We start from the raw sequence: 22760 nt of genomic DNA, 5'->3' as shown, positions 1-22760 counted from the left end.
GGTGCTCGACGACGTCGTGTACGAGCGCGCGGTGAACAAGTGGACCTGGTACCGGCACACCGAAGACCTGCGGCTGGTCCGCGGCGCCGGCTGAGGGCCGGCCCGGCCGCGCGGGACCAGGCCTCACGCCTGGGTGTTCAGGGTGATGTTGGTGACGTGCGACGCTGCAGGGCAGGTGGCGTAGATGCTCCCGGTACCGTTTCCGTAGGCCGTGTTCGCGCCCCAGAAGTAGCACTGCACCGTCAGGCTCCAGTGCCCGCTGCCGGTCGTACACGTGCCCCAGGCCATGTTCGCGTTCACGTACCCGTGGCTGCAGCCGCTGACTTGCGCCGAAGCCGGCGCGGCCGGCAGGACCAGCGGCGCGGCCACCGCGGCGGCGGCCACTGTGGCGGCGGTCAGCCAGCGCCGGGCTTTTCCGGTTTTCGCGACCTTTCCGGTCTGGCCGGGGGTGTGTTCCGTGATCGTCATTTCTTCCTCCCTGGGATGCGACTGCGCCGAACGGGGTTCGGCCGGATACTCCGAATCTAGGAGACCGATCGCGTTCTGAATCGAGCTGTTCCATGCCGGTTTCCGAGTGGAACACCGGAACGCGTAACACGCCGACGAGTTTTGACGACAGGGATGCCGAGGGCGGGGAGGGGAGGGGAATGACGACACCGGAGCAGTTCGCCGCGCGGCTCGCGCGGCTGCGGTCCGTTTCGGGCAAGTCGTATCGCCGGCTTGGAGCCGAAACCGGTTTGGGTTACGCGACCGTCGCCGGATACTGCACCGGACGCCACCTCCCGCAGCTCGCGGTCACCGCTCAGTTCACGCGGCTGCTGACTGCCCTGGGCGTCCCGCAGGGCGAGGAACAGGAAGAATGGCTCCGGTTGCTGCGAGAGCTCCGCTCCGAAACCCGGTCCTTGCAAACCGGCGATGTCAACCCCTATCCCGGTCTGCGTGGCTTCGAGGCCGCCGACGCGGGCTACTTCCACGGACGGGAGGACGTCGTCGCCCGGATCGTCACAATGCTCGAGGGTGACGGCCGGTCCGCTGTGATCGTCGTCGGAGCCTCCGGGACAGGGAAATCGTCGCTGCTGAGGGCCGGGCTCGTTCCCGTCTTCCGCGAATCCACCGTCTGTCGCCGGGAAGATCGCCCCTGGCGGGATGGGCGGCCTCGACGGCCGGCCTCGCTCCTGACGCAGTCGTCGTCGTGGACCAGCTCGAAGAGCTGTTCACCGTGAGTGCCGCCGCCGAGCGAGACAGTTTTCTCTCCGCGGCGCTCGCGTGGCCCGGCAAGCTTGTCCTTGCCCTGCGCGCCGACTTCTACGACCGGGCGACCGAGCCCGCCGCCCTCGCCCCGTTGCTCCAGCGGCACCAAGTGGTGCTCGGCTCACTGACCGAACCACAGCTGCGGGCCGCGATCACCGCTCCCGCCCTGGCCGCCGGCCTGCGGCTGGACGACGGATTGATCGAGATGCTGCTCGCCGACTGCATCGACCAGCCCGGAGCTCTACCGCTGCTGTCCCATACGCTGCGGACTATGGTGGAGCTCACCCGCCACAACGGTTCCGCGACCCAGCTTGACGCCGCGGCCTACCGTGCGACCGGGGGACTCGGGGGAGCCGTGGCCCAGACGGCCGACCACGCGTACCGGCAGCTGGCTGAGGAACAACAAGTCGTCGCGCGAAGCCTTTTCCTCCGGTTGGTCAACATCGGTGACGGCTTCGCCGACACCCGGCGCCGGGTCACCACGAACGAGCTGTTCGACGGGCTCGCCGACGCCGAGGCCGACCGGCTCGCCGAGGTCGTGGGGACCTTCGTCGCCATCCGCCTGCTGACCGCCCACGAGACGACGGTGGAGATCAGTCACGAGTCGTTGCTGACCGCCTGGCCGCGACTGGCGACCTGGCTCGACGACGACCGGGCAGGCCGGCGCCTGCACCGACGCTTGACCGCCGCCGCACACGACTGGGCAGCGGAAGGCCGGACGTCCGACGGCCTGTACCACGGCCGAGTGCTCGATTCGCTCGCCGAATGGGCGGCCCAGGACGACGCCGCGCCCATGCTCAACGCAGTGGAACGGGAGTTCCTGGACGCGTCACTCACCCGGCGTACCACACGCGCCCAGGAAGAGCGGCGACGGCTGCAGCGCCGCTATCAGCTGTTGTGCCTCGCACTGGTGCTGTTCCTCGCCGCTGTCGGCGCAGGCGTCGTCGCATTCCGATCCGCTGCTGACGCCGCCGGGCAGGAACAACTGGGACAGTCTCGCCGCGCAGCGGCCACCGCAACGCGCTTGCGAGACGAAGATCCCGCCCTTGCAGCGCAGGTCGCTCTGGCCGCATACCGGCTGGCACCCACGACCGAGGCGACGAGCGCGCTGCTCGATGCGACCGCGCGACCGACGCCGCAACGCATGCACGCTCCAGGCGGAGCGGCCACTGCCCTGGCCACGGCACGCTCGCTCCTGGCGGCGGGAACGGCAGGTGGCACAGTGCAGCTGTATCGGACCGGCAACCATCTGCCGTCCCCGGCCGCAGCCGTGCTCCACGTGGATGGCGTTGTCGACGCGGTCGCGCTCGACCCCGCCGGCGTGTGGCTCGCCGCCGGCACCCGCACGGGCGCGCTCGCGGTGTGGCGGATCTCCGACCCGGAGCATCCGGTCGCGCTCGGCTCGTTCACCGCCACCGGGCCGCGGGTGTTCGGGCTGGCCTTCGACCACTCCGGCACGGTCCTGGCAGCCGGGCGTGGTGACGGCACGACGCTGGTGTGGGCGATGGCCGCCGGTTCGCGGCCGATCACGCTGACCGGGCCGGCCCAAGCAGTCAAGAGCGTCGTGTTCACCCCGGCCGGGACCGGGCTGGCGGCAGGCAGTGACGACGGCGCCGTGTATCGGTGGGACCTCGCGGATCTCGCACGTCCGCGTCCGCTGCCCCGGCTCACCGGGCCGACCGGCAAGATCTTCTCGATCGCCGTCTCCCCGGACGGCCACGTCCTGGCCGCCGGATCCGGCGCCGACCACTCCGTCCACCTCTGGAACATCGCCGATCCCGAGCACCCGCGTCCCGACGGCGATCCACTGACCGGGCCGGCAAGTTGGATCAACAGCGTCGCCTTCAGCCCGGACGGCACGCGGATCGCCGCCGCCGGCTCCGACACCAAACTATGGCTATGGGATCTGCAGACCCGGCAGCCGATCGGGACGCTTCCGCACACCACGCAGGTGGCTGCGGTGGTGTTTGAGGACGATTCGACCCTCGTCACGACCGCCACCGACGGCGTTCTCCGGCGCTGGACGCTGCCCGGCCCCTTGCTCGTCGGCAGTGCAAACCAGGTTTTCTCCGCCGGGTTCGACGCAGTAGGCCACCGGCTGCTCGTCGGAGCGGGCGACCACGTGCTGCAGCTGTGGCGGCTCGACGACACCAGCCGACCTGGTGTCGTCGCGAAGCTGACCAGCACCTATGCCGGTGACGAGCTCGCCGGAGCCTCGGCGCTGTCCCCAGACGGCCGACTCGTCATCGGCGGCACCACAGGCGGCCGCCTGTGCTTTTGGGACGTCACCGATCCCGCGCGTCCCACCCCGCTCGGCACCCCACTCGCGGTCGCGCGGTCAGTGGTCCAGGCGATCGTGTTCTCATCGGACAGCCGTTTTATCGCCGTATCCAGCAGCGACGGCACCGTCCAGCTGGTCGATGTCACCGATCAGCGTCATCCCGTCGAGGTGACGACGTTGCCGTCCATCGGGGCCACGGCTTACGGCGTTCGGTTCAGTCCGGACGGCCACCTGCTGGCCGTCGCCGGCGGCGACGGCACCGGCTACCTGTGGGACGTCACCGACCGGCGCGCCCCGCGATCGATCTACAAGCTGGGCGGATTCACCGGAGCGGTCTACGCGGCGGCGTTCAACGCCGCCGGGACGCTGCTGGCCTTCGGCGGTGCCGATCGCTCGGTGCGGCTGGTCGACGTCACCGGGCCGCCGGCGCCGAGACCCGTCGGGCCGGTGCTCGCCGGTCCCGTCGACGAGGTCTACGAGCTGGCGTTCGCCCCGCACTCCGACACACTGGCGGTGAGCAGCATCGATCGCACCATCTGGCTCTGGGACGTCGGCACGCCGGACCGCCCGGCTGTGCAAGCGACCCTCACCGCCGCGGACGACGGCCTCTTCACCGTCACCTACGCGCCGGACGGCCACACGCTCCTCGCGGGCGGCCGCGACGCCGGAGTCCGCTTGTGGAACACCGATCCCGGCGCCGCGGCCCGGATGGTCTGCACGACGACCGGCGAGCCGATCACCCGGGAGGAATGGGACCAGCTCCTCCCGGGCGTGTCGTTCACACCGCCGTGCTGAGGCCACCCGCCCCCACGCCGGGCGGTCTCAGCCGGCGTGGTCAGCAGATCCGGACGTTGCCGGTGGCGGGGTCGCCGCCGCCGATCTGCTGCACCCAGTAGGTGATGCACGTCGAGCCCGGTGCATAGACCTGCGGTGTCCAGTGGCTGCCACCACCGCTGTCGGACTGGTAGCCGCCCACCGCCGATCCACCCCAATCGGAGCGAATCAGCATGTAGACGGTTCCGTACAGGTGCGGCACCCGGACCCAGTTCGTCCCGCACGCAGCGGAGTAGCGGATCTCGTAGAAGATGCTGCCGACGGTGCCGGTGCGGATGGTGCCGGCGCCGTTGGCGCAGCCGGACGCGAGCGGGTCCGTGCCGTGGTCGCCCGGCCCGGCGAAGGCGGGAGCACTCAGCATCGTGACCATCCCAGCCACGGCGGCGAGCAACAGCCCCAGCCGCGTCAACAGCGGGCGTTTCCGGCTTTCGTGGCGCGCCTCGGGTGTCCGGGGGATAGCGGTCGTCATGATCCACTCCGATCGGTTGATTCGGTTGACGACTCCCATCAAGCCCGCGGTCACACCGCCTGGACCAGCGGTGACCGCGGTCCCGCACTGTTGCGAACAGAGATCCGCACACTTCCGAACACCCTGCCGCTGGCGCCGTTGTTGCCGGATGGTCGCCGGTGCGGCTCCGGACCCGCTCGAGCTACGCAGACGAGCGTTCGACGCTCGAGCCCTCGGGTCGCGTAGCCAGGGGGTGGCTTCTAAGTCGCGATGCTGGAACGGGGTGGCTATCCCGGTCGACAGCTGCTGCTGGCCGATGTGTTCGACCTGGATCCTCTAGGGGCCAGTAATCGCCGTGACCAGCTGACGGAGCTGTTTGTGTCGCGGTGCCCTCGGCGCCGGGGCTGGACGCGGACTCGCGGCGTCGCCGGATCCGATCGGTGCTGACGGAGATGTCGCACCGCTACGGCTTCATGCAGGTCAGGGAGGACACCTTCTGAGCTGCCGCAGCGCGCACGACCGCAGTGGTGCCCTAGTCAGCCGGCCTCATCTCCGGCGGCGAGGTAGGACTGCCGCAGTGTCTGCTGTCACGACTCGACGTAGGAGGTCTTCCGCTCGCCGAACCGGCGCTGTAGTCGTCGGCGGCGAGGTTAGACAGCGACCCGTGCAGCGCCCACGCCGGGGTCTGGGTGATCGCGGCCAGGTGCCGCAGGATCTGTTCCAGCACGGCGACGTAGCCGGACATGTCGGTGGAGTCGAACGTGCCGAACCGCGTCTCGGGGGAATCGGAGTGCAGGAGCCGGTCCGGGCCGATCGGTGGTTCTTCGTCGTCGTCGACCTCCAGTCCGGCGGCCCAGCGCTGGCGGTGCGCGCCGGTCGTCATGAGCAGGAACGTCTGGTAGTTGAGCCGGTCCTGAATGTCAAGAACCGGAGCGACCACGCCGGGGCTGTCGGCATCGAGGTCGTCTTCGTCGAGGAACCGAACCACCGGGCAGACGCCCAGGCCGTGTTCGGCGTGGTCGAGGTAGGCCGGTCCCTGGCCGGGATCGTTCTCGGCGAGGGTGTAGACGGCCTGGTCGTCGAACAATCGGTAGACCTGGCGCCGCCCGTCCGGTGTCCAGGAGGTCTTCTGGTGCAGGGCATAGATCGGCCATGGGTCGGCGTAGACGGCGGTCATGTTCCGCGGTGACACGCCCCGGATGACTGGGGCGGTGCCGCCGGGTAGGACGGTGGTGTATGCCCAGCCGTACTTCAGCGTCGCCCGGTGCACCGCGGCCCGGCGGCGCGCCAGACCGTTCTGGGTCCAGTGCGACCAGCCCAGCGGCTCGTCCGCCTGGTCGTCGCCGAGCGCGCGATAGCCGTCCATGAACAGGTTCTGAGCCAAGATCTGGATCAGCAGGCGGCACCAGTTCGTCCGAGACCGGTCGAGCAGCCAGCGGTACGCCCGTCGGGCCGAGCGGGGGCGCGAAGGGCAAGTCATGGTCGCCCTGGACGTAGCGGTGAATGAGGTTGTTGCGAGCCTGGTCCGGCCAGCCTCAATCCGGCCTGCGACCTCGGCGGCCGCCGAGGAGTGAGCACGATGCGTGTTTCACCTCATTTCAAGGAAGTTTGGGCGGGATCAACCACGTCTGACCTGGCAAAACGCCCAGAAAAACGATCACACTACCCGAAGTGGCAATACCGAACTTGCTGTTTCTGGGGCAAGCTTCGGCAGCGTGGGGATGCGAGAAGTTTTATTGCCGCTCTCATTCCGGCTCAAAAACCGGGTGCATTACCCGAATTCGGCGTCGTGTATTTTCGGGTGCGCATCGAACCGATTGAGGGGCATAACCATGGATTTTTCTCAGAGCGTCATCGTCTACGCCCTGGTTGCCGTGCTGCTGACTGCGGCTGTGATCGCGCTGGTCCGCAAGTACAACCCGTTCTGGATCTTCCTGGCCGCTGGTGCCCTCCTGCTGGCGGCGATCACGATCGCACAGAAGGACCCCGTGATGCTGCAAGCGCTGGGGCAGTTCTTCGCTAGCCTGCGAGCGTTCGGCTGATCGAGCGCTCGTCGAGGTGACCAGGTCAGGTGAAAAGACGGAGCTTGCCCGTGCGCTTACGTCCGCGCTTGGCCCAATCCGGGGAGGCGAGGACCAGACGGCGGACGTGACGGGCGCCGATCAGGCACACCGCGAGGTCGATCTTGTGCGGCGAGTCCCGCGCTTCCTTGCGGATGAGCACGCCGTAGCGGGTGGGCTGGCGGCGGGCGTTGAGCACGTGGCGCTTGAGCCAGGGGTCGCCGTCGTGGGTCAGAGCCTTTTGCTTGCTCTCCGCCAGCGTCGGCCCACGGCCGGAGCGAACTCGGGGACCTTGGCACGCATGTCGAACGCCACGGCCGAGCGGCGACGGCTGATGGTCGCGTCAACCAGCAGCTGGTCCCCGAAGTCCAACGCCCACGCGTCAACGTAAGACTCGAACTCGCGGACGTCGGCGAAGAACCCCACCACATCGAACCGGCCAAACGCAGTACGGACCGCCAGGGCTCTCACCCATGCTAAACGCCGGGACGGACTGCCTGGGGCACCAGTTCACGCTCGTCGAACGAGAACGCCCGCGTGTGCACCGGGACGCCGGTCTGCTGCGCTTCGACGATCTTGTTGTCGCCCAGGTACATCATCACGTGGTGTGTGGCCCCGGGCGTTGCGGGTGCTGCGGTCGGGCAGCGGCGCCGGCCGCCAGGTGGCGTTGCTGGCCGACGTGCAGGTCGAGGCGCTGTTGCTGGAGCTGCAGGAGCCGGTCGCCCGCCTGCTCGAGTACGACGAGCAGCACCACGCGCACCTCGTCGAGACGCTCCGGGCCTGGCTCGACGCCCTCGGCGACGTCATCGCCGCCTCGGCGGCGGTCCACGTCCACCCCAACACGTTCCGGTACCGCCTCCGCCGGCTCGCCGAGGTCGGCAGCTTCGACAGGACTGCCCCGGAGGCAAGGTTCGCGGCGACGGTCCAGCTGCGCGTGGTAGCCCCACCGCGTCCTGAGGTGACCGAGCCACACGAACGGGCGGTTCGTCCCGACCGTGCCTGTGGAATATTCGGCGTGACGCGACTACTTCCGGGGGAACCATGTTCAGGACAATGCCGAAAAATCGTCGCGGTTGCCGGTGCGCTGACGGCGGCGCTCGCGTTCTTCACGCCGACCGCCCAGGCCGGTGAACTCCCGGCTGGGCGTACGAGGGTTACCTGCCCCACGGCGGCAGCTCGGTGCCCTGCCCCTTCTTTTGATCCGCAGCGGTCAGCGAGGACCGGCTCCACCTCCGCGATCAGCCGGTCGACGTCCTCCTCCGTCGTCCACGGCGCGATGCCGCCCGCACCGCCCCCGTGTCGCCCCGGACCCAGGTGCCACGAGCACTCGATCGCGTAGAAACTTCCCGCTGGCGCGTCACCCGCGGGCCGAGGTGCTCGTACACCGCCTGTGACGCCACGCCGTCGACGGAGAACAGCACCGTCGGCGTCCGGTGCCGCTCCGCTGTCCCGTGGAACGCACCTTCACCTGGCTCAAAACCTTCCGTCGCCTGCGCGTCCGCACCGAACGACGAGCCGACGTCCATCAAGCCATCCTCAGCCTGGCCTGCTCGGTCATCTGCCTCCGCAAACTCATTCTCTTAGGTAGTCGTCTCGGCAAGGTCGTCCCGGCCTGGCCGGACGAAGTCGCCCTCGCCGAGGTCGAAGTTTCTGTTGTCCCAGTTCCTCAACAGCCACGCGTCGAGGTGGGCGTCCACTTGGTCATCGAAAGTCCCCGTCGACTCCAGCAGGTCTGCCAGCGCGACCTTCAGCTCTTCCGACTGAACGGCGACGACTTCGATGCACAAGCGAGCCGCCAGCTTGACAACCGTTTCCAGCGCGAAGCCGCGGCCTCGATGAGGCGCCAGCTCCGGGGGAACCTCCGGTGGCAGCAACTGGACGAGCAGGTCACGTGCGCCGCCCCAGCGGGAGTTCTCTCTCGTGTGGGCGAGTTCGCCCAACGCGAGGTTCAGTGCGTGGAGCCGCCGCCAGCCTGCGGCTTCGAGCCAGTCGCGTGGGGTGGTGCTGCTCTTGTTCTCCAGCTTTCTCGCGCGGTTCTCGTTCTTGATCCAGGTCTTGACTCGGGCCAGGGACTCGAGAACGACCCGCAGGACTCCCATCGCACGGTCATCGTCTTCGAGCCACAACCAGTAGGCGGAGCGAAATCCCGACGAGGCGGCCGCCAAAGCGATGGCGACTTCTTTCCGGCGGTGACTCCACGAGCCGACCAAGCCGAGTGTCTCGGCGACGAAGACGAACCTGGTTTGCGGATCGCCGAGGTGCAGGCTTTCGACCGGCCGGCTGAGCCGCTTCGCCTCGTCTTCGAACGCGGCCAGGGCTTTCGCAGCGACTGTGGCTCTCTTGAACAGGAAGTATGATTCGGATATCTCGTCGTCGCGGTAAAGGCGTCCGTCGGGGCGCTCCCCGTTGTATACGCGCTCGATCCGGTCCTGGTTGACACGCAGTCTTTCGACGATGGTCGCGGACAGTCCGGTCTCGGGATCGAGGGGCCAGAGTCCCCACCGAGCGAACGGCTTCGCTCCGGCCGGGTCGGCGATGAACGAGCCGCGATAGAAGCCTCCGACTTCGCGATCCGGGTAGCCGGCCTCTTCCATGGCGGTGGCGACACAGGCGCGTAGGCGGTCAACGCACAGGTCGATCAGGTCCAGTATCTTGCCGGCGGGTTCGTCCATACTGGCGATGAACTCCTGGTCGAGCAGCAGGCATGGCTCGCAGAGGAGTGCCTTGGCGTCTGGTCCGCGACCGTGAAGGAACTCGGAAACGGCACCGTAGAGAACACCGGGCAGAAGCATTCTCTCGGCGGCCGACGCACTCCGGAGATGATCAGGCCCGGGAGAACCCACGTGGAAGAATGTGCGGCCCGACCAGAGCCGAGTGTAGTAGTCGACTGTCGACTCTCCGGGGCTCCGTCGATTGCCTGAGTTGTGGGCGAGGTTGAGCGCCCAGCGTTCCAGCTGGGATCTCGCGATCTGTGTGGCGCCGATCAGCTGGCCCGATGCAAGCAGCCTGATTGCGGAGACCAAGCTATCGACTCCCCAATGCAGGTGCCTCAACCACGGTGCTGCTTCCGCGCGGGCCATCCAGGCGTTCCGCGAACGCAGCTTGCGCAGCATGGACTCCAGGACGAACAGCTGGTTGACGATGATTCTCGACCGGGTGGTGACTGCTGCGCTGACCAGCCCGACCCGGTCCATCCTCTGGTTGTGCCGGGAGATCAAGGCGGCGGCTAGTGAGCTGCGGCCACGCCGGGCGGCCAGTTCGTAGTCCGGCAACTCGTCGCCCACCGTGCGGCCGTACTGCTCGGCGCGATCTCCTCGTTTCACAGCCCGAGGTGAGCCCCGTCTCAGCGTGGCGGCCTGCCTGAGCCGACGGTTTCGGTTGGATTTGCCCATAAAGGCCTCCGGCAGTTCGCTCGCCCGGATGTGATCGCGGGCGGCGTTCGTAGTGTTACAGGCGATCCCCTGGCAGCGACGTCCGAAGACCGGCGCCAGGGGCACCGGGTGTACGACGAACAGCCGGGCCTCCGTGACCGCACGGAAGGGTCGCGGGCCGACGGGTCGTCCGCGCAGGGTTGAGGGCAATGAAGACTGGAAGGGCTGGTGGACCGCGGCCGCCGACGCCCCCGGACCTGCGCGCTCTTCACCGCTGAAGAACTCCGAGGGCGTCGACCGGCTATGGCAACCGGTTCAGTCCGCAGGCACAAGCGGCATCGCTGGATGAGGTGGGCTTCGCCGATGTCGGAATAGTCTGGTAGTACGGCGGCGGCTACGTCCTCACGGCGCTCCGGTGACGCTGACCGACGGATTCCAGGGTACGTTTTCGATCTGCCCGGTCCAGTGCACCTTCACCGCGGGGTCACGGTGGGTGCCCTGGTAGCCGAGGTAGCCGAGGATGGCGAGCTGGAGATAGTGTCGGGCCAGGCACCACGCGTCGTACCACTCGCCGGCGCTGAACTTCGGCTTTGTCCGGCTCGGGTGCATGACTCCGTTCCGCATGCGCGTGAGGACTTCGGGGCCGTCGCCGACTGAAAGGCCGGTGAGCTTCGCGGTTGCCGACGTCAGCTCGGCGAGAGCCGGGGGAAACGTCGGGCTGATCGAGTGCAGGCCCAGTAGTTCGCGCATGGACTCGTGCGCTTTCAACGCCTTGTAGGTCCCCGCCGTACGGATCTGGCGGTCTTCGACGAGTTCCGACCACGCCAGCAGTTCCAGTCCGGACTGAGCCGACGAGACGGCGAGTTCGAGCGGGTGGGGATCGTTCGCGTCGATCAGGTAGTAGCTGGCCCGCCGAACGACTTCCTGCTTCAACGGATCAGCCCAAGCCATCGCGATGCGTTCGAAGAGTTCCTGCAGTTGTTCAGGGTGGTAACTGTCGACGAGCCCAAGCGAGGTATGCCACGGGGAGACGAGCGGAGAGGCCCATTCCGACCAGGCCGGTTCGGCCGAGGCCTTGTAGGCCACCGGAAGGATGGGCGAAGTCCAGCGGCCGCAAGCGAGACTCAGCGCATACCGCAGGACGTGGAGGACGTCCTGGAGGTTTTCGGCGTCGAAGTCGGAGCCGTCCTCTCGTTCGATGCGGCCCGTGTGGGTGGCCGCATGGCCTCCGTTGTCGCGCAGGTCCTCTTCGATCTCCCGCCGATTGCTGGGGGAGTCGAGCGTTACCTTCCAGCCGGCACCGGTCAGCACGGTACGGCCCAGGTACCACGCCGTTTCGTGACGCAGCTTCCCGCCGACGGTCATCGCGGGGAGGTTCGCCAGGATGAACGTGGCGTGCGTGAGATCCTTGGCTTCCGGGTCGCCCACCACCGTCCGGCGCTGCGGCCCACGGCCCTCCCACTGAAATTCTTCAGTCGGACTTTGTTCCGTGGAGGCGATTTGAAAGGCATGCTTCTCTGGTACTTCGACTTGAGGATCTTCGAGCACCAAGCTTCCGGTCGTGAGATCGATGCCGACGTCGACCTCCTCGGACCCTCCGGACCACTGCAGCATCGGCCATGGGTTCCAGCGCAAGGTGATCGAACCGTTGGCATCGAACTGGCGCGCGCCGGAACGGCCGACTAGCGGGCCGCGGTAGACGGTCAGTTCACCTCGCGGTGTCTCCGCGGAGTAGAAGTGCATGGTCGGAGCCGGAGTAGCTTCGGCGGAATCGGTCATGTCGACCATGATGCCTTGTTTTCGCGCATCGGGAAGTCCATTTTCGACAGCAAAAGAAGAAGAAGAAACTAACGTGTCGGGTGGCTGGTTAGTTCCGGGACAGCGCTTCGACTCCCCGATCGGGTTGCGGTGCTCGAGCGGTGATAGTCCGGAAGAGACTCAGCGGCGCCTGACATTCCGATGCCAGCGCAAGCTCGTCGACCTCGGTTTCCGTCTTGAGGAGCTCGATGGCTCGAGGCAGCAGCGAAGGTTGCTCGAGAAGCGGCATCGGGCCTGGCTCTCGGCGTCGCCAGCCGCGGTTGGACACCGTGGTCATTGCGTTGCGGTAGGTGACGTCGCTCATCACCCTGAGGCTGCGGGCGCGGTACAGCAAGGCTTGGAGGCTGATGTTCCACTGCTGCTTGAGCTGGCCGAGTCGGCGCCAGTCCGCGTTCGCAGGCAGCTCGCCTGCTATTTCCTCGGCAGGCGTCAGGAACTCGGCGGCGAACCGGTGTGCTTGGTCTTCGACGGCACGGCTGCCTGGCTCGGCGTCGAGGTGCATGACGAGGTGCCCGAGCTCGTGGGCGACGTCGAACCGCTGGCGATAGTAGTCGTCCTTCGCCGGGTTGAGAATTATAATCGGCCGCAGCGGCGTGTCGAACGAGTACGCGTCGACGCTCGCGTTGCCAAGCGGGCTGAACACCACGAGGCAGCCGTGGTTCTCCGCCAGCCTGACCAGGTGCCCGACTGGGCCCGGCGGAAGGTTCCACTGCTTCCGGAGCAGCCGCGCGGCTTCTTCTGGCGCATCGCTCGCTGGCGCGTCGACGGCGACCGGATGGCTGGGCAGGTTCCGCTCGGGGAACTCCGCGTGACGCTCGATCGTCATGGCGACGTCGACGGCCATGCACCCGTACGCGTGGGCCTGGTCCCGGGAGATCTGGCTGGTGGACCGCAGGGACCGGAAGTGCGGCGCGGTCGTCGCGGTGGGCAGTTCGTGCGCGCGCGTGAGGAAGAAGTCCGGGCTCACGTCGAGCGCCAGGGCCAGCGCGGCGACCGTCGCCGCGGCAGGGCGCTTGAGCCCGCTCTCGTAGGCCGCGACGGCGGTCGGTGTCTTGTGGATGCGGTCCGCTAAGCCGTTCTTGCGCAGGCCCGCCAGCTGGCGCGCCAAAGTCAGCCGCCCGCCGTCGAAGAAGGTGGCGACGTCGCCCAGCTGATCACTCATGCCTCACCAATAGCACGCGGACCGTCGTGGTCGCGCGCCGGGCGGCGGACACGCACGTCGGCGTCCGCCACGGCGTCGCTGCTCGGTTCGGCCGGGCTCGTTGGCTGGCGGGACGTCATGGTTCCGCCGATCAGGCCGCTGCCGGCCGCCAACTCGGTGCGCCAAACCCAGGCGTCTCCGTGGTCGAAGTTCCAGCGGATGCGTCCGAAGGACAGCTCGACTTCGGCTGTCGTGGGGTCCATCGCGTGGGCGAGCACCAGGGTGCGCCGGAGCTCTCGCTGCTCGTCGGGAAGTTCGCCGAGCGGCGGGAGACCGGGCAAGCCGGACAGCGGGAACAGTCCGCCATCTTCTTCGGCGTGGGGTTGCTTCGCGACCAGCTGCTTGGTCTCGCTGCGTTCGGTCCAGGCGATCTTGGTGACCTGGCCGAACTCGTAGGACGCGAGCAACCACCGCCACCCGGCGACGGACCAGCCGGGTGAGCCGTTGAGGTCGCGCCGCACCACGGTGCCGGCCGGCAGCAGCGGCATGGTCCGCGAGTCCCGGTCGGCGATGCCGTCGGCAAGCACGTCACGGCCGACAGAGTCCTGACCGGGCGGGACGGCGAAGTCGCCGCACTGGAAGACGCGGTCGAGCCGGTCGACGAGGTAGACGTGGGCGTTGAACCCGATCCAAGGACTGCTTGTGCCCGCCCGCCGGGTTGTAGTCCTCGCGCAGCTGGCCGTACGCCGACCGGTGCGCCCAGGCGATCCCGTCGAGCACGCCGCGGCGACGGAGGGCCGTGAGGACGTCGTCTTCCTCGCTCATGGGGCTGTACTCTACTCGAAGGTAGTAATTGATGTGCGGAAGTGAACCGATCGGCGTGTCGTCAGGTCGGGTCGGGCTCCTCCTCCGGTGGCTGGTTCAGCTTCCGCACGTCCAGGTCGGCTCGGCGGCCTCGGCTGGCCTGGCCGGTGTCGTAGGTCAGTAGAGCGACCTTTCGCCCGATCCCCGGCCGGTAGGCCAGCGCCTGAGCGGCGACGGCCCGGTCGACGATCTCGTCGTCTTCGATCGCCAGCCTGCTGTGCCCCGGGGGATCGAAGAGGACTTCGACGCGAGTTGCGGCGAGCTTCGCCGATGGTGAGCCGTCCAGGAAGAGCTCATCGAGAACGCCCAAGGTGTGGGCGGCGCGCCATCGCACGTGCTTGTTCTTGCTCTCCTTCAGGCCGTCAAGCTCGTCGATGACCACCATCGGGACCAGCAGCCGTACGTACCCGCCGTCGAAGGCCACGACCTCGGCCAAGTCCACGTCCTTCAGCTTCACCGGGTGGTGGATGTAGAAGCTGCTGTCCGCGACGACGCACAAGTCCGTGCTCGACCAGCGCTCGATGATCTCCCGAAGTGCCACGATCGCCTGATCGAACGCGTCGACGCGTTCTCGTAACTCCAGTGAGACGAGGAGGTTGACGACCAGCACAGTGTCCGAGCCGGCCAGCGTGCCGACGCCGTTGAGAAGTTGCTCATATCGTTTGGTGAGAACGAGGTGAGTGAGGTCGGCCTCGCTTACCTGGCCGCCGAGGGCGCCCGCCGCGTTCACTGTCCAGTTGAGGTACGCGAGCAGCCACTGGTACGCGCTTCCTGCACCGCCACTCTGCAAATTGACCGCTTGGTCACGCAGGGTTTGGAGAAGCGTGAGGAGATTCTGGCGGTCGGTGCCCGGGCGCGGAGTTACCAGCATTGAGCAACCGTAAAGGGCACACCGGCCGTTTCAGGTGCGCCGCGCGCAAGTCGTCCGGTGAGGTGGATCGGAGCGTGACCCAGCTACCGATCGTGCAAGTCGCTAGTAGATTGTCGCGGCTAGATCTTGGGGTATAGGTGACGTAGTTTGATGCGTGCGCGTCGGTGGTGAACTGCCAGCGGACTTGGCGTTGGTCGGTGTTGGTGGCGTGTTGCCAGGCGGTGAGTTCGGTGTTGAGGGTCTCGAGGTTGTCGATGCGGCGGTCGAGGCATTGGCGGGTCAGTGCGGACAGTTCGATCTCGGCGATGGTGAGCCAGGAGAAGCGCGCCACCTGCGGCACGAGAGCGTCCGAGCCAAGGATTGTTCTATCTAGTTAGTGCAGAGGCGGTGACGGCCGACAGAAAGAAACACAAGGCTGTAAGCAGCCATCTCAGCGCCGTACGGAGCTTCGCGTAGCGATAGCTGTGCAGCACTCCGCACCGCCACAGCTCTGCCAACGCGTCGTCGAGAAGCTGCCCGGTCGGCTGGTCGATCATCCGGTGTCTGAAGCCGTCGAAGCTCGACGTAGCGGCATCAAGTTCAGCGAAGCTGTAGGGTGGTCCGACTTGTCGCTCGTGCATGGGGAACTGCCGTGGCCAGCGACGGACGGTCACGATAGCTAGAGATGCGTTCATCGCTGACACAGCAACACTTATCAACGCAGGGATGGCGAGCACGGTCACGATGATCCCGGGCTTGTTACTCCTCACGCTAAAGGCCAACGCAATACCAGCGATGACCAGTGCGTTGGTGCTCAACACGAGTCCGGCGCGAGAGGCGACACCGGCGCGGAGACTGTCACTGCGCAGTAGGTGCCACTGCGCACGGTCGAGTTGTTCTCCGACGTTGCTGGGAGATCCGGCCGAGGTCACCCATCCATCATTCACTGGTTGTCGCCCGGAGGACAGAGGATGCTTGGTCTTCGGCCGCCACGCGGCATGGCAGGACGTCAGCCGACTGAGTCGATCGCAAGCGTGATCCTGTCGAGATCGGCGATGATCGCTGGCGGCTGCTCTTCGGGTGCGGCTGGAGCGTGCTGACGCAGCATCAAGGCGGTGTGTATAGAGCACGCGGTCGCCGGATCTTCGCCCAGCGTGTCTGATCTGTTGGAGTCGGTCCAGGCCCACGCCGACGCTGACCTGACGTACCCGAGCGAACCGCCGGGGGCACAGCGCGGCTGGCCGGAGCTTCCCGGCGTCTGATGGCAGCAACGTTGCCTTGAACGGGGGCGTGATCAGGGCTTTTAACGTATCGGGATGCTGGGCGCTCTTATAAGTCATCGATGGATCGACGAGGCGAAGGACGGCCACGTGGATATGGATGACTACGGCTTTGTTCCCCTGGTCGGCGTTACGGAGCCGGCACGGCTGGTCGGATGGATGGCGCTGGTGGAGGCACTGGCCCAGCTCAATGACGTGGCCGCGTTCTGCGGCACGTGCGTCGTGAGCGGGGTGATGGCGGCCGCGGCGTTGCGTGCCGGGGGTTACCGCCTGAAGGTGACGCTGGTGTCCGTCGGGACGCGCGAGCCACCGCCGAAGGGCTTCGAACGCCTATGCGGCCGGGGTGACTGGTCACCCTGGGAGGGTTCCGGTGGCCGATGAGGAGCAGTTCACCACCGACAACTCCACTGCGGACGGAAAAGTGGCTTACCCGGGCGGGTTCGACGACTTCTTCCGTACCGAATACCGGAAGCTGGTGAAGGCGTTGATGGTCATGGAGAGGGCCTCGCCGGCCGACGCCGACGACTGTGTCGCTCACGCGATGGAGAAGCTCTTCGAGCGTTGGAACCTTCCCGTTTCCGACCCCGACCGGGTCCGCCATCCCCGGGCTTACGCGATGAAAACGGCCAGGCGCCGGCTCAAGGACGAGCGGCACCGCCTGCAGTCCGTCGCACTCGACGAGGACGGGTCGATGCTGCCGGCCGACAAGTCGGCGCTGACGGCCCTGGAAGATCGTCAGTTCGTCGCGAACATACTTGCGTGTTTGCCGTCGGCGCAGCGTCAGGTGATGCACTTGATCACCGAAGGTTACACGCCGGCGGAGATTGCCGAGGTGCTGCACAAGAAACCCAACAACGTCCGCCAGATCGTCCATCTGGTCAAGAAGCGGTTGCGCCCGCTGTTGGAGCCCCCGGTGATCGGCTCGCCCCAGAATGAGGAGGAGCGGTAGTGGCCAGTGATGATGACCGCACTGTGGCCGAGGCCCTGCGGGAACGGCTGAACCTCATCAGCGAGATCGTCGACGAGTACCTCACCGACGACGGCTTGGAGGCCAGGCTACGAGCGCTCAAGGACCGGGCCGGAGACCACGTGCCCGGGGGACCCGTCCGGTTCATCGGCCGCCGTGCGCTGCTGGATGACCTGCTGGCGTTGACGCGCGGATCGTGGCGGGAGCCCGCGGTGCTCACCGGCGCGGGGGGCGCGGGCAAGACGACGGTGGCCGCGGCCTTGGCCGAGCACGTCCGGGCGCGGGGCGGTCGGGTGTGGTGGATCTCGGCCCTCGATCCGGTTGTCCTCTCGCAGGGCGTGACGGCGGTGGCGCGGCAGATGGACGCGGCCCCGCACGACGTCGAGGCGATCGCCCGGGGCACGGCGGACGCTGCTGACCGCTTTTGGAGGCTGCTCGAGCGCGCAGCTCCCGGGTGGCTGCTGGTGTTCGACGAGGCTGATGATCCCCGGGTGCTGGGGAACGGGACTTCGCCGGCCGGAGTGCAGGATCTGACGGGCTGGGTGCGCTCGTCTGCGCGCGGCCTGGCGCTGGTGACCAGCCGGGAAACCGATCCGCGGATGTGGGGAGCGGCACGGATCCTGACCATCGGCGCACTGGACGAGGACGACGCCGCCCGGATACTGCGCGAACTGGCGCCGGCGGCGGGCGATGAAGACCAGGCCAGGGCGCTGGCGCGCCGTCTGGACGGCCACCCGCTGAGCCTGCATCTGGCGGGCAGCCACCTGCGTTCGCGAGCCACCCGGGGAGCCACCTTCGCCGCCTACGAACTGGCAGTCGTTGGGACGGTCGAATCCGGCCCGCGGGAACGTCCCGCCGCAGCAGCCATGGGGGCGCTGGCGGGCCGTGCCGTGGAACTCTCCCTGGACGAGCTGGCACGGCGGGGAGTCCCGCAGGCTCGGCCGGTGCTGCAGCTGGCCAGCTGCTACGCCTCCACCGCGATCCCCGAGAGTCTCCTCGACGCTGGCTTCCTGGCCGGTCCGCCGGACTCGCGGGACACCACTCCACCGATCCGGCACCTGGAAGACGCGTTGCGGGGGCTGCGGGAGGTCGGCCTGATCCACTACGGCTCCCCGGGCGGCATCGTCGTGCATCCCGTCGTCGGAGCGGCCGGCCGAGCCAGCCTGGGCGGGCCGGAACCGCGCCCGGGCGGGATCCGGCACGCCGCCGTCGCCCTCCTTGCCGCCGATGTCGCCGGCCTGCCCCCTGATCAGCCGGCGGCCTGGCCGGAGTATGCACTGCTGGGACCTCATCTGCTGAGCCTTCTGGAGACCACGGCGCAGCAGGTGGACCGGGAGCATCTCATCCAGCTTCTGGAAGCCGCCGTCCGCATGGCCTGGGCGTTCAACCTCAGCGGAGCCGGCCGAGCGGGGAGAGTGCTGTGCGAGCGTGCTCTGGCACGCAGCGCTGAGCTGGGGAACGGGCATCTCACGGTGCTTCGCCTGCGCCACATACTGGCGTGGGCGGTCGCGGACGGGGGCGATCTGGCCGGAGGGGAACGCCTGTACCAGGACGTTCTCCAGAATCGGCTGCGGCAGCTCGGCCCCCGGCACCCGGACGTCCTCAGGTGCCGGCACGAACTCGCCTGGATCGCCGGTTGCGGGGAGGACTGGACCACAGCCGAAAAGGGCTATCGGGCGGTCCTCCGCGACAGTGCCGGCGTTCTGGACTCCGACGACCCCGATATCCTGATAACTCGCCATGAGCTCGGCTGGGCGATCGCGAACCAGGGGCGCCTTGACGAGGCCCGAGCAGTTCTCCGAGCAGTCCTCGAGGACCGTCTGCGGGTGCTCGGCCCCGCGCACCAGCGAACCTTGGGAACCCAGCACGAACTCGCCTGGATCACCGCCAGGGAAGGCGAGTGGGCGCAGGCCGAGACCGGCTACCGCAGTCTTCTCGACCTGCGTGCGCGGCTCCTCGGTACGGATCATCCCGAGACGCTCGTCGTCCGGCACGAGCTTGCCTGGATCGCGGCCCGCCGTGGCCGGACGGCGGAGGCGGAGGCCGGTTACCGGGATGTCCTGGATCGCCGTCGCCGGGTGCTGGGCGAGGACCACCCCGAAACGCGAGCGACAGCGGTGGCGCTGGAGGAGCTCCGGCACGGCCGGATCGTCGACGCCCGCCACTCCGTCTGATCACCGATCACCACCGGCCCCCGTTCAAGGAGATCCGCGATGATTCCGACCGAACACCTCAGCAAGGCAGTTGACGAACTGGCGCCGCGAGATCGTCCGATCATGCTGCACGCCTCGTTGCGCTCCTTCGGAGCGCCCATCGCGGGTGGCGTGGACGCCCTGCTGGACGCGTTCCTGGCCGGCAACCGCACCGTGCTGGTGCCGACCTTCACCGAACCCCAGTTCGGGGTGACCCCTCCTGCCGGCCTGCGGCCGCTGCGCAACGGCGTCGACTACGCCGAATTTCCCGAGGTGCCCACGGTTTCGGAAGGCACCCCGTACACCACCGGCTGCGGGCTGATCAACCCGGGATTGGGTGTGCTCCCAGCGGCCGTGATCAGCCGCACCGGTGCTGTGCGCGGTACGCACCCGCTCAACTCGTTCGCCGCACTCGGCCCCCTGGCCGGCCAGTTGATCTCGGCGCAGAGTCCCTCCGACGTGTACGGCCCCATCCGCGAACTGGCCGCTCACGAGGGGCTGATCATCCTGATCGGAGTGGGACTCAACCGAATGACCGCGCTTCACCTGGCCGAACAACAGGCGGGGCGTCGCCTGTTCCTGCGCTGGGCTCGAAACCCCGACCACCGGGTGTCCATGGTCGAGGTCGGATCCTGCTCCGAAGGGTTCCCGCGCCTGGGAGCGGTCCTGCGCCCCCACGTCCGTACCGCGGTCGTCGGCGAATCGCGGTGGCAGGCCTTTCCCGCGCGGCAAACTCTCGCAGCCGCCGCGGCGGCCATCAGGGCGGACCAGGACATCACCCGTTGCGCCGACGGCGACTGCCGGCTGTGCCGTGACTCGATCGCTGGAGGCCCCAAGATGGCGTAGTTGCCAGAGCTCGAAGCGGCGGTGTCGATCGAGTCAATGGGTTGCGTAGAGGCAAGTATCCCGACTGCCGAACCTGTGCTTCGCGGACTACGCGGCGGCGACGGCCAGCAGCGCGGTGCTGCCCGCGATGTCCGAGGGGTAGTGGTGCCCGCAGCGAGCACGTCCGCCGCCATGAGCAGCGGAAACAGCCACGACAGCAGCGGCAGGCGTGGATGCGTGCCCCGCAGCGCGTACACGCACCACAGCGACCAGCCCAATCGGCGCCGCTCGGTAGACTGCCGGGAGGGAGGACCACCATCGCGACCATTGTCCGGCGCAGCACGCCAGCGACCGCCGCATGGTGCGGCCAGTAGATGTACACCGCCAGCTGACCGAGGACCGGACTCCTGGCCGGCCAGGCGTTCGCGCTGCGCTCAATATCAACGTGCGCGGCGTGTTCCGTGCGCTGGAGGGCCAGCGCATGGGCGTCGGTGGCCGCGAAGTCCCTTGCCCACGGCGGCGTCGATACGCGTGAAGAGCGGCAACCACAGCAGCAGGAAGATCAGCTCGGTGAGCACACCCGGTCGCCCACCGACATCGCGGAAGAGCGAGTTCGCTCGGGTTCGTGAGATCAGGCTCGATCCGGCCGGGAGCGATCGCCTCGGGCACGGGCGTGTGATTACGCTTCCGCTCGTCGGCTACTTGAGACTGGTCGGCAGGATCGGGTCCGGCCAGACTCTGGTCCAGGTGCTCGGTGAGTCGCTCCCACATTGCGGCTGCCTGCCGGTGTCATTGGTGTGGCTCTCTCATGGCATGCGTCTCGCCGAGCACCGTGCGAGGAGTGGCTGGAAAGGGGTCTGTTCTGCTCGAAGTAGCGGTGCCCTCCTTGCTGTCATCGACTCGTTGAGGCAAGGAGAATCGCATGCCCGTGATCATCGGGATGGACCCGCATAAGCGCTCGGCCACGATTGAGGTGGTCAACGAACGCGGCGACGTGGTCACGATCGGGAAGTTCGGTACTGATCAGCTCGGCTATGCGGAAATGCTGGCGGCCGGGCGCCGGTTCGCCGAGCGGGTATGGGCGGTGGAAGGCTGCAACGGCGTCGGCCGGCATATCGCCCACCGGCTGGTCCATGACGGTGAGGCGGTGCTGGATGTGCCGGCGAAGTTGTCGGCGCAGGTGCGGGTGTTCGCCACCGGCAATGGCCGCAAGACCGATCCCGTTGACGCGCATTCCGTCGCCTTGGCCGCGTTGCGCGCACCGAATCTGGTTCGAGTCCAGGCTGACCCTGAGCTGGTCGTGCTAGGCATGCTCGTCGACCGTCGTGACGAGCTCGGCCGCGCCAGGACGCAGACCGTCAACCGGCTTCACCGGTTGCTGCTGGAGCTGTTTCCCGGTGGCGCGAAGAAGTTCCTGTCCGCGGCGCAGGCCCGTGTGCTCGTGGCGACGATCAAACCGCGGGACATCGTGGGCAAGACCCGCCGCCGTCTGGTCGTGGAGTTGATCGCCGAGCTCGAGACGATCGACAAGAAGGCCAAGGCTGCGGACAAGGATCTTCGTGAGCTGGTGATTGCCCGCGGATCCACGCTGTTGGACCTGCGCGGAATTGGGCCGTCCGGCGCCGCGCGGCTGCTGGCCGATGTTGGCGATATCCACCGGTTTGCCAGTCGGGACCGATTCGCGTCATGGAACGGCACCGCACCGCTGGACGTATCATCGGGAGAACAGCAACGGCATCGCTTGTCTCGCGCCGGAAACCGCAGAATCAACCGCACATTGCACATCATGGGCATCGTCCAGCTCCGCAATCCCACCGACGGCCGTGTCTATTTCGACTCGAAAAAGGCGGCGGGCAAGACTTCGATGGAAGCGACGCGCGCCCTCAAGCGACGCCTGTCGAAGGTCGTCTACGCCCGCATGCTCGCCGATCAGAAACGACGTGAGGCGGCAGGCCCGGGAGGGCACTCGGGGACGACTCTGCAATCCAGCGTGTCCGGCCTGACCCCGGACACCGGCCCTTCGGACAAGCCACAACCCGAACTTGCCATCACCCAGTCTACGCCCGCCAGGGCCACCCCTTGACATAAAGGGGAGCCATGAGCGCGCGTCCGGCCATCCGCCTCGCTGCATGAGCGGACGTTGTCGGTCGGGCCAACCGGTGATCTCGACGCCGAGGACGCGGTCGAGTGCTGGCGCCGAGTCCTAACCGCGTTTGGGCGGCATCTGGCCGATGTACTACCCGCACACGCTGATCTTTCGACTCGGTCACCGACGTGATGAGCAGTTCGGGGTTGGCCGCGTTACGCACGCTACCGGGCCCGCGATTCATCCGATTGCTTTGTGCAGGAAAACGATCGAGTCGCCTGTTGCCGTTAGGCCGGCGAGCAGGGCGGCTGGGAGGTTCCCGTCGACGAGGTATGTCAGGGTCCCTACAGTGGCGCCACAGACGAATCCGAGCAGCAGGAGTACCGCGGCCCGGATACTTAGACCACGTCTCATTTGGGGTTGTTGTGGGTGAGCAGGTCCAGCTTGATAGCCCGGCGGTAGCAGATCACCGCGCAGGCGAGCTGGGTGAAT

The 22760-nt window shown here is 67.6% G+C and carries 19 protein-coding genes and 3 pseudogenes; 10 read left to right on the top strand and 12 right to left on the bottom strand.

The features are described 5' to 3' along the window. Nucleotides 1-123: 123 nt before the first annotated feature. Nucleotides 124-468 (bottom strand): hypothetical protein, encoded by a 345-nt coding sequence (locus AB0M80_RS43360; protein ID WP_364576393.1) that lies wholly within the window; start codon nt 466-468, stop codon nt 124-126. Nucleotides 469-560: 92 nt separating this feature from the next. On the opposite strand from AB0M80_RS43360, the gene AB0M80_RS43355 reads away from it, so the two are divergent. Continuing rightward, nucleotides 561-1223 carry a helix-turn-helix domain-containing protein gene (locus AB0M80_RS43355; protein WP_364576392.1) on the top strand — a complete coding sequence of 221 codons (663 nt, stop codon included), beginning with the start codon at nt 561-563 and terminating at the stop codon, nt 1221-1223. Next, nucleotides 1193-4327, top strand: a complete 3135-nt coding sequence (locus AB0M80_RS43350) for a WD40 repeat domain-containing protein (RefSeq protein WP_364576391.1) — start codon at nt 1193-1195, stop codon at nt 4325-4327. Before AB0M80_RS43355 ends, AB0M80_RS43350 begins: the two co-directional genes overlap by 31 nt. 40 nt (nt 4328-4367) lie before the next feature. Here AB0M80_RS43350 and AB0M80_RS43345 read toward each other — a convergent pair whose 3' ends face one another. Both AB0M80_RS43345 and AB0M80_RS43340 read right to left on the bottom strand, forming a co-directional pair. After that, nucleotides 4368-4835 (bottom strand): DUF2690 domain-containing protein, encoded by a 468-nt coding sequence (locus AB0M80_RS43345; protein ID WP_364576390.1) that lies wholly within the window; start codon nt 4833-4835, stop codon nt 4368-4370. Between the two features lie 511 nt (nt 4836-5346). After that, nucleotides 5347-6294 carry a phage portal protein gene (locus AB0M80_RS43340; protein ID WP_364576389.1) on the bottom strand — a complete coding sequence of 316 codons (948 nt, stop codon included), beginning with the start codon at nt 6292-6294 and terminating at the stop codon, nt 5347-5349. Between the two features lie 352 nt (nt 6295-6646). Between AB0M80_RS43340 and AB0M80_RS43335 the strand changes: the two genes are divergently transcribed. Beyond that, nucleotides 6647-6856 carry a hypothetical protein gene (locus AB0M80_RS43335; RefSeq protein ID WP_364576388.1) on the top strand — a complete coding sequence of 70 codons (210 nt, stop codon included), beginning with the start codon at nt 6647-6649 and terminating at the stop codon, nt 6854-6856. A 25-nt stretch (nt 6857-6881) separates the two neighbouring features. On the opposite strand, the gene AB0M80_RS43330 is transcribed toward AB0M80_RS43335, so the two are convergent. Both AB0M80_RS43330 and AB0M80_RS43325 read right to left on the bottom strand, forming a co-directional pair. Beyond that, nucleotides 6882-7073, bottom strand: coding sequence for a hypothetical protein (locus tag AB0M80_RS43330; protein ID WP_364576387.1), 192 nt, complete (start codon nt 7071-7073; stop codon nt 6882-6884). 277 nt (nt 7074-7350) lie between these two features. Beyond that, nucleotides 7351-7482: pseudogene (locus tag AB0M80_RS43325) on the bottom strand (NlpC/P60 family protein); the annotation flags it as partial. Between the two features lie 8 nt (nt 7483-7490). On the opposite strand from AB0M80_RS43325, the pseudogene AB0M80_RS43320 reads away from it, so the two are divergent. Then, nucleotides 7491-7820: pseudogene (locus AB0M80_RS43320) on the top strand (helix-turn-helix domain-containing protein); the annotation flags it as partial. A 505-nt stretch (nt 7821-8325) separates the two neighbouring features. Continuing rightward, a pseudogene (locus AB0M80_RS43315) lies at nt 8326-8436 on the top strand (transposase); the annotation flags it as partial. A gap of 18 nt (nt 8437-8454) precedes the next feature. Here AB0M80_RS43315 and AB0M80_RS43310 read toward each other — a convergent pair. The 7 genes from AB0M80_RS43310 to AB0M80_RS43280 all read right to left on the bottom strand — a co-directional run bounded on the left by AB0M80_RS43310 (nt 8455) and on the right by AB0M80_RS43280 (nt 15850). Continuing rightward, a complete protein-coding gene (locus AB0M80_RS43310; RefSeq protein WP_364576394.1) occupies nt 8455-10197 on the bottom strand; it encodes a hypothetical protein in 1743 nt (580 codons plus the stop codon). Between the two features lie 450 nt (nt 10198-10647). Further along, on the bottom strand, nt 10648-12024 hold the full coding sequence (locus AB0M80_RS43305) for a hypothetical protein (protein WP_364576386.1): 1377 nt from the start codon (nt 12022-12024) through the stop codon (nt 10648-10650). 88 nt (nt 12025-12112) lie between these two features. Beyond that, nucleotides 12113-13225 (bottom strand): ImmA/IrrE family metallo-endopeptidase, encoded by a 1113-nt coding sequence (locus AB0M80_RS43300; RefSeq protein WP_364576385.1) that lies wholly within the window; start codon nt 13223-13225, stop codon nt 12113-12115. Continuing rightward, nucleotides 13222-13791, bottom strand: a complete 570-nt coding sequence (locus AB0M80_RS43295) for a hypothetical protein (protein ID WP_364576384.1) — start codon at nt 13789-13791, stop codon at nt 13222-13224. The genes AB0M80_RS43300 and AB0M80_RS43295 overlap by 4 nt, the downstream gene beginning before the upstream one ends. Before the next feature lie 299 nt (nt 13792-14090). Further along, the gene (locus tag AB0M80_RS43290; RefSeq protein WP_364576383.1) at nt 14091-14858 is read right to left on the bottom strand and encodes a PIN domain-containing protein; all 768 of its coding nucleotides are present in this window, start codon (nt 14856-14858) and stop codon (nt 14091-14093) included. Nucleotides 14859-14871: 13 nt separating this feature from the next. Continuing rightward, the gene (locus tag AB0M80_RS43285; protein ID WP_364576382.1) at nt 14872-15279 is read right to left on the bottom strand and encodes a hypothetical protein; all 408 of its coding nucleotides are present in this window, start codon (nt 15277-15279) and stop codon (nt 14872-14874) included. A gap of 25 nt (nt 15280-15304) precedes the next feature. After that, nucleotides 15305-15850: a hypothetical protein gene (locus AB0M80_RS43280; RefSeq protein WP_364576381.1), complete on the bottom strand. Its 546-nt coding sequence runs from the start codon at nt 15848-15850 to the stop codon at nt 15305-15307. Nucleotides 15851-16234: 384 nt separating this feature from the next. Here AB0M80_RS43280 and AB0M80_RS43275 point away from each other — a divergent pair, with 384 nt between their 5' ends. The 5 genes from AB0M80_RS43275 to AB0M80_RS43255 all read left to right on the top strand — a co-directional run bounded on the left by AB0M80_RS43275 (nt 16235) and on the right by AB0M80_RS43255 (nt 22265). Next, a complete protein-coding gene (locus AB0M80_RS43275; RefSeq protein WP_364576380.1) occupies nt 16235-16579 on the top strand; it encodes a hypothetical protein in 345 nt (114 codons plus the stop codon). After that, nucleotides 16569-17147, top strand: a complete 579-nt coding sequence (locus AB0M80_RS43270) for a sigma-70 family RNA polymerase sigma factor (protein ID WP_364576379.1) — start codon at nt 16569-16571, stop codon at nt 17145-17147. Before AB0M80_RS43275 ends, AB0M80_RS43270 begins: the two co-directional genes overlap by 11 nt. Then, complete coding sequence (locus AB0M80_RS43265) at nt 17147-19339, top strand: tetratricopeptide repeat protein (protein WP_364576378.1); 2193 nt, start codon at nt 17147-17149, stop codon at nt 19337-19339. Before AB0M80_RS43270 ends, AB0M80_RS43265 begins: the two co-directional genes overlap by 1 nt. 39 nt (nt 19340-19378) lie before the next feature. Next, a complete protein-coding gene (locus tag AB0M80_RS43260) occupies nt 19379-20203 on the top strand; it encodes an AAC(3) family N-acetyltransferase (RefSeq protein WP_364576377.1) in 825 nt (274 codons plus the stop codon). A 901-nt stretch (nt 20204-21104) separates the two neighbouring features. Beyond that, entirely contained in the window at nt 21105-22265 is a 1161-nt protein-coding gene (locus AB0M80_RS43255; RefSeq protein ID WP_364576376.1) for an IS110 family transposase, read from the top strand. Nucleotides 22266-22760 lie beyond the last annotated feature (495 nt).

Source organism: Amycolatopsis sp. NPDC051045 (genome assembly GCF_040682955.1).
In the GTDB taxonomy this organism is placed as follows: Bacteria; Actinomycetota; Actinomycetes; order Mycobacteriales; family Pseudonocardiaceae; genus Amycolatopsis.
The sequence above is the reverse complement of the archived record's forward strand: the minus strand, read 5'-3'. Positions and strand labels throughout refer to the sequence as shown.